Genomic DNA, 6000 nt, shown 5'->3' with positions numbered 1-6000 from the left:
ACCCCAGAAACAGACGCCTCAGAAACAGACGCCTCCACCACAGGCGCCTCCACCACAGGCGCCTCCTCCAACAACACATGCGCATTGGTCCCCGAAACCCCGAACGAGGAGACACCCGCACGACGCGGCCGATCCCCGACCGGCCACTCCACCTGCTCGTTGAGCAACGTGAGCCCCCCGGGAGACCAGTCGATGAGTTCCGAGGGCGATTCGGCGTGCAGTGTTCTCGGCATGACGCGGTTCTGCAGCGCGAGCGTCGTCTTGATGACACCGGCGATACCCGAAGCGGCCTGGGTGTGACCGATGTTGGACTTGAGCGATCCCAACCACAACGGCCGCTCACGCTCACGCCCATAGACCTTCAGCAACGCCTCGGCCTCGATCGGATCCCCCAAAGGGGTCCCCGTCCCATGCGCCTCGACCATGTCCACGTCATCCGCCGAAAGACCCGCGTCACGCAGAGCCGCCCGCACCACACGCTGCTGCGAGGGACCGTTCGGAGCGGTCAAGCCGTTGGACGCGCCGTCCTGGTTGACCGCGCTGCCACGCACCAGACCCAGCACACGATGCCCCCGCTCACGCGCACGAGACAGTGGTTCGAGGAGGACGACACCGACCCCCTCCGCCCAACCGGCCCCGTCCGCGTCGGTGGAGAACGCCTTGCAACGCCCATCGGGGGACATGGCGCGCTGTCGACTCCACTCGACGAACGTGTCCATGGTGGACATGACGACGACCCCGCAGGCCAGTGCCATCGAGCACTCGCCCTTGCGCAACGCCTGCGTGGCCAGGTGCAGCGCGACCAACGACGACGAACACGCCGTGTCCACGGTGATCGCCGGCCCCTCGAAACCGAACGTGTAGGACACCCGACCGGAGACGACGCTGCTCGCGCTCCCCAGGGCCAGGTACCCCTCGTGCTCCTTGGAACCGGCGGCCCGGGAGCCGTAGTCGTTGTAGCTGGCGCCGACGTACACGCCGGTCCGACTGCCCTTCAGGTCACGCGGGTTGATCCCCGCCCGTTCGAACACCTCCCAGGACGTCTCCAGCAGCAACCGCTGCTGGGGGTCGATGGTGAGCGCCTCACGCGGGGAGATACCGAAGAACCCGGCATCGAAGTCCCCGGCGTCCTGCAGGAAACCGCCCCCCTGGACGTAGTAGGTCCCGGGGTTGTCGGGGTCGGGGTCGTACAGGCCGTCGACGTCCCACCCACGGTCCCGGGGGAAGTCGCCGACCACGTCCCTGCCCTCCTTGAGGAGGTCCCAGAGCTGCTCGGGAGTGTTCACCCCTCCCGGCATCCGGCAGCCGACCGCCACGATCGCGATCGGGTCCTCCGCCGTGACGGGGGCCTGCTCCTGTGGCTCCGGCACGTCCTCCCCGGCTCCGCCGGGCAGCTCCTCGGAGAGGTGACGGACCAGGTCGTCGACGGTGGGGTAGTCGAAGACGAGGGTGACCGGCAGACCGACACCGGTGGCGGAGGCCATCCTGTTACGCAGGTCGACCGCGGTCAGGGAGTCGAATCCCAGATCGCGGAAGGCCCGATCGGTCTCCAGGTCGGCGGGGTCGTGCCCCAGGGCCGCGGCGACCTCCGCCGTGACCAGGCGCCGCAGCTCCCGGTCACGCTCCTCTCCCCGAAGACCGAGCCAGCGGTCGTCCTCTTCGTCCACCCGCTCGTCCGCCGCCGCCCGGTCCCGTTCCCGGACCTCGGGAAGCTCGCCCAGGACGGGAAGGTCCTTGGTCCATGGCGACGAGTCCAGCAGGAGACGCCACTCGATGTCGGCCACGGCGACGCACACGTCACCGCTTCCGACCGCCTTGGCCATCGCGTCGACGGCCTTCTCCGCGGGCATGGCGGGTATACCGCCGCGGCGCAGCCGCTCGGAGGTCTCCTCATCGACGAGGCCTCCGCTGTCCCACGCCCCCCACGCGATGGACGTCGCCGCGAGTCCTTGGTCGCGTCGGTGGCGCGCGAGACCGTCGAGGTAGGCGTTGGCCGCCGCGTAGGACCCCTGGCCGGGGCCGCCGAGCGTGCCCGCGAGCGAGGAGAACAGGATGAACGCCGAGAGATCGTGCTCTCTGGTGAGTTCGTGCAGGTTACGGGCCGCGGCGATCTTGGGCCTGAGCACGGTGTCGTACCGTTCCGGGGTGAGACCGTCGATCAGACCGTCGTCGAGGGCCCCCGCCGTGTGGACGACCGCGTTCAGGTCGGGCAATCCGTCCAGGGCGGCGGAAAGGGCGTCGCGGTCGGACGCGTCCACCGCGACGATGGAGACGCGGACGCCCTTGGCGGTGAGTTCCTCCCGAAGGCGATCGGCCCCGGGGGCGGCCGGACCACTGCGACTGAGCAGCACGAGGTGCTCCGCACCGTTGTCGGCGAGCCATTGGGCGACCCTGCCACCCAGGGCTCCGGTGCCACCGGTGACGAGGACGACGCCTTCGGGTCGCCAGGAGCGCGCGACGTCGGGTGCCCGGACCAGTCGTCGAACGTACACACCGGCTCCGCGCACGGCCGCCTGCGGCTCTTCGGAACCGGAGGCGAGGAGGGCGACCAGGTTCTCCGCGGCCGAGTCGTCGAGCCGTTCCGGCAGGTCGATCAGTCCTCGCCAGAACTGTGGGTGTTCCGTCGCCGCGATTCGGCCCAGCCCCCAGGTGGTGGCCTGTTCGGGTTCGGAGACGGTCTCCCCCGGGTGCGCCGCGACGGCGCCGGAGGTCGCGGCCCACAACGGCACGTCACCACCGATGTCGTTGCACGCCTGTACCAACGCGTTGTTGAGCGTGAGTCCCAGGCTGCGCCCGGAGGAGGAGACGGCGTCCCCCTCCAGCGCGCACAGGGACAGCAGACCCACGGGAGCCTCGACGGAGCGCAGGCGCTCCGCGATGGCGGCGCGGTCCTCACCCGAAACGAGTTCGAGGACCTCGCATCGTGCTCCGTGACCGTCGAGGGCGCCCAGCACATCCGTGACCAGGGACGAATCCCTCGACCCCGCGGGCACGGCGATCAGCCACCGTCCCGCGAGCTCGGGCGAAGCGGTGAGGTCGGTGCGCTTCCACGCGACCCCGTATCGCCAGGACGAGGTCTCCGACCCGATGCCGACTCCGCGGACCGGTGCTTCGAGCCAGTAGTGGCGCCGTTGGAAAGAGTAGGTGGGCAGGTCGATGACGCGCCCCCCGGAGAGCAGAGCCTCCCAGTCCACCCGCACACCCTGGGTGTGCAGACCGCAGAGCGAGTTCATGAGCCGGTCGAGCCCGCCCTGCTCACGACGCAGGCTGTCTGAGACGACGCTCGCGTCCAGGCGCCCCTCGTCATCGAGGGTCTCGGTCACGGCCGGGGTCAGAACGGGGTGCGGGCTCATCTCCACGAACACGTCGTGGCCGTCACGCGCCAACCTCCGGGTCGTACTCTCCAGCTCCACCGTCCGGCGAAGGTTGCGGTACCAGTAGTCGGTGTCCTCCGCGGACAGCTCCAGTGGAGCCCCGAGGACGGTCGAGTAGAAGGGGACCTGGGAGTCACGGTGTCGCACCGGGGCAAGGGCCGTGGCGAGTTCCTCCCGCAGGAGTTCGACGGCGGCCGAGTGCGAGGCGTAGTCCACGGGGACGCGTCGCGTCCGGACCCCTTCCGCGCCCAGTTCCCGTTCGAGTCGGTTCAGTTCCTCGTCGGGACCGGACACGACGGCGGAGGAGGCACCGTTGGCGGCGGCGACGGCGAGCTCCGGGTATCGGTCCAGTTCGGTGCGCACCGTCTCGGCCGGGAGGCCGACGGACAGCATGCCCCCGCTTCCCGCGATACGCGTCAGGGAACGGCTGCGCAGGATCACCACTCGGGCCGCGTCTTCGAGTGAGAGCGCCCCGCTCACACAGGCGGCGGCGATCTCCCCCTGGCTGTGACCGACCACGGCGTCCGGATCCACGCCCAGCGAACGCCACACCGCGGCGAGGGAGACCATGACGGCGAAGAGGACCGGCTGGACCTGGTCCACCCGTTCCATCCAGCCCTCGTCCTCGGTTCGCAGCAGCTCCTCAAGCGACCAGTCGACGTGGTCGGAGAAGGCACGCTCGCACTCGGCGATCCGGCCGGCGAACACCGGGGATTCGTCGAGCATGCGACGTGCCATCCCCGACCACTGCGAGCCCTGACCCGGGAACATGAAGACGACACGGCGCTTGCGCCGCTGCCCCGCCCTGCCCCGGCACACCAGGTCGGAGGGGTCGCCTTGCGCGATGGCCTCCAGCCCCTTGAGCAGGTCGTCCTTCCCCGTGGCGACCACCGCGGCACGGTGCTCGAAAGCGGTCCGAGCCGTGGCGAGCGTGTAGGCGACGTCGAGCGGATCCTGGTCGGGTTCGTCCCTCAACCGGTCGCGAAGACGAACGGCCTGGTCCCGCAGTGCGGTCTCCGTCCTGGCGGACAGGACCCAGGGAAGAGCGGAGGAAGCGACGGTCCGCGGGTCGACCGACTCCCGAATCTCCTCGGCCTTGGGGGCCTCACGGAGGATGACGTGGGCGTTGGTGCCGCTCACACCGAAGGACGAGATCCCCACGGTGCGCTCCCGCTCGGTCTCCGGCCACGGCAGTGAGCGGACCAGCGGGGTGATCGCGCCTTCGGACCAATCGACCTTGGACGTGAGTTCATCGAGGTGAAGCGACCGGGGAAGGACACCGTGCCGCAGGGCCTCGACCATCTTGATCACGCTGAGCACGCCCGCGGCGGCCTGGGGGTGGCCGATGTTGGACTTCAGCGATCCGATGTGCAGCGGGCGGGCGCCGTCGCGGTCCCTGCCGTACGTGGCGATGAGCGCCTCGGCCTCGATCGGGTCGCCCAGGCCCGTCCCGGTCCCGTGGGCCTCCACCACGTCCACGTCACCGGGGTCCAGACGTGCGCCGGCGAGCGCCTGGCGGATCACCCTCTGCTGGGCCAGACCGTTGGGGGCGGCCATGCCGTTGCTGGCGCCGTCCTGGTTGATGGCGCTACCGGACACCACCGCGAGGACGGGGTGGCCGTTGCGTCGAGCGTCCGACAGCCTCTCCAGGAGGATGGTTCCCGCGCCTTCCCCCAGACCCATTCCGTCGGCGTCGGCGGAGAACGCCTTGCAACGACCGTCCTTGGCGAGGGCCTTGTGCCGGCTGAAGCCGATGAGGGAGATCGGAGCGGACATCACCGCCACGCCACCGACCACGGCGAGCGAGGTCTCCTTGCGGCGCAGGGACTGAATGGCCAGGTGCAGGGCGACGAAGGAGGACGAGCACCCGGTGTCAAGGGTGATGGCGGGGCCTTCCAGGCCCAGGGTGTAGGCGATGCGTCCCGAGATGACGCTGGTGGACATCCCCGTCACGAGGTGTCCCTGGACGCTTCCCTCCAGTTCGCGCCAGCCTTCGCCGTACCCCTGCCAGGCCGCGCCCAGGAAGACGCCCGTGGGGGTGCCCTTGAGGGAACGCGGAAGGATCCCGGCCCGTTCGAAGACCTCCCAGGAGGTCTCCAACAGCAGACGCTGTTGCGGGTCCATGGCTTCGGCCTCGCGCGGGGCGATACCGAAGAAGTCCGGGTCGAAGCCTCCCGCGTCCTTCAGGAAGCCACCGGAGTTCACGTAGGAGGTGCCCTCGTGTTCCGGGTCCGGGTGGTAGAGGCGTTCGAGGTCCCAACCACGGTCCGTGGGCAGGGGCCCGACCGCGTCCTCCTCACGGGAGACGAGGTTCCAGAGTTCCTCGGGGGAGGTGACCCCGCCAGGGCAGCGACAACTGGTGGAGACGATCGCGATCGGTTCGCGTTCGGCCTGCTTCAGCCTCTCGTTCTCCCGGACTGACGCGCGCAGCGCGGAAACCAACTGCTCGTTGTTCTCGGTCATTTCACACCTTCATCGGTCTCGTTCTGCAGCGCCAACCGGACCAGAGAGTCGATGTCCATGTCGTTCACCTCGTCGGGGTCGTCGAGTCCGACCTCGGGCTCCCGGCCCGGAGGGGCTTCCACGTCTCCTCGTGGGTCGGGGACCAGCAGCCCGTCCAGGTGGG

At 69.7% G+C, this 6000-nt stretch carries 2 protein-coding genes (1 of these 2 cut by a window edge); both read right to left on the bottom strand.

Features of this window, described 5'->3' with window-relative positions; all coding sequences use genetic code 11:
* Positions 1 to 5837, bottom strand: a 5837-nt coding sequence (locus ACWGSK_RS27355; RefSeq protein WP_452457165.1) for an SDR family NAD(P)-dependent oxidoreductase, incomplete at its 3' end; no start/stop codon positions are given.
* Positions 5834 to 6000 carry the 3' end of a type I polyketide synthase gene (locus tag ACWGSK_RS27350; RefSeq protein ID WP_358515627.1) on the bottom strand. 4702 nt of this gene lie beyond the right edge of the window, so the window shows 167 of its 4869 coding nt (coding positions 4703-4869); its start codon lies off the right edge, out of view; the stop codon is at positions 5834 to 5836. The genes ACWGSK_RS27350 and ACWGSK_RS27355, both read right to left, overlap by 4 nt.

The sequence above is a fragment of the Nocardiopsis sp. NPDC055551 genome, from assembly GCF_053619415.1.
Note: the sequence above shows the minus strand (reverse complement) of the source record. Positions and strands in the feature narration are given on the sequence as shown.